The 1,419-nt window shown below is 68.6% G+C and carries 1 protein-coding gene; it reads left to right on the top strand.

The genetic code is table 11. The annotated features are described in order from the left end of the window. The coding region (gnd, locus tag CGE01nite_RS16770) for an NADP-dependent phosphogluconate dehydrogenase (protein ID WP_141371784.1) at positions 1-1,419 on the top strand (1,419 nt) is incomplete at both ends.

Raw genomic sequence — 1,419 nt, 5'->3', positions numbered from 1 at the left:
CGCGCAGATCGGTGTGACGGGGTTGGCGGTCATGGGCCGTAACCTGGCGCGCAATTTTGCTCGGAACGGGTTCACGGTGGCGGTGCACAACCGGTCGTTCGCCAGGACGCAGTCGTTGCTGGCTGAGCATGGTGACGAGGGCGTGTTCGTGGCGTCGGAGTCGCTCGCGGGTTTCGTGGCGTCGTTGGAGCGGCCGCGCAAGGTCGTGGTGATGGTCAAGGCCGGCGCTGCCACGGATGCGGTGATCGACGAGCTGGTGCCGTTGCTGGAGCCGGGTGACATCGTCGTGGATGCGGGGAACGCGCACTTCCCGGACACGGTCCGGCGGGAGGACGCGTTGCGTGCCCGGGGTCTGCATTTCGTGGGGTCGGGTGTCTCGGGTGGTGAGGAGGGTGCGTTGCTGGGCCCGTCGATCATGCCGGGTGGCACGCGTGAGTCGTATGAGAGCCTCGGGCCGATCTTGGAGAAGATCTCGGCGAAGGTCGACGGGGTGGCGTGCTGCACGTATGTGGGTCCTGATGGTGCGGGTCATTTCGTGAAGATGGTGCACAACGGCATCGAGTACGCCGACATGCAGCTGATCGCTGAGGCGTACGACCTGCTCAAGCAGGGGCTGGGTGCCACGGCCGGGGAGATCGGGCAGATCTTTGCGCGGTGGAACACCGGGGATCTGGAGTCGTTCCTGATCGAGATCACCGCTGAGGTGCTGCAGCACGTGGACGCGGCCACGGGGTCGGCGTTCGTGGACATCGTGGCGGACCAGGCCGAGCAGAAGGGCACCGGGCGGTGGACGGTGCAGAACGGTCTGGATCTGGGGGTGCCGATCACGGGGATCGCCGAGGCGACGTTCGCCCGGGCGTTGTCGGGTGGGGTCGCGCAGCGCGACGCGGCGCGTGGCACGTTGGTGGCCGATGTCGCGCCGTGGGCGCTCGAGGATCGTGAGGGGTTCGTCGAGGACGTGCGCCTGGCGTTGTATGCCTCGAAGGTCGTGGCCTATTCGCAGGGGTTCGATCAGATCGCGGCGGCCTCGGCGCAGTTCGGGTGGGACATCGACCGCGGCGCGATGGCGCGGATCTGGCGTGGTGGGTGCATCATCCGTGCCCGGTTCCTCAACCGCATCACCGAGGCCTACGAGCGCGACGCGGACCTGCCGCTGCTGCTGGCTGATGAGTACTTCACCGCCGCAGTGGGTGCCGGGGTCGGTGCGTGGCGGCGGATCGTGGCCGGTGCCGCGCTGCACGGGGTCCCCACGCCGGCGTTCTCCTCGTCGTTGGCGTACTACGACGGGGTGCGCGCCGAGCGACTGCCCGCCGCGCTGATCCAGGCCCAGCGCGACTTCTTCGGCGCCCACACCTACCGGCGCACCGACCGCGACGGTTCGTTCCACACCCAGTGGTCCGGCGACCGCACCGAGCAGGA

Source organism: Cellulomonas gelida, assembly GCF_006538725.1.
In the GTDB taxonomy this organism is placed as follows: Bacteria; Actinomycetota; Actinomycetes; order Actinomycetales; family Cellulomonadaceae; genus Cellulomonas; species Cellulomonas gelida.
Note: the sequence above shows the minus strand (reverse complement) of the source record. Positions and strands in the feature narration are given on the sequence as shown.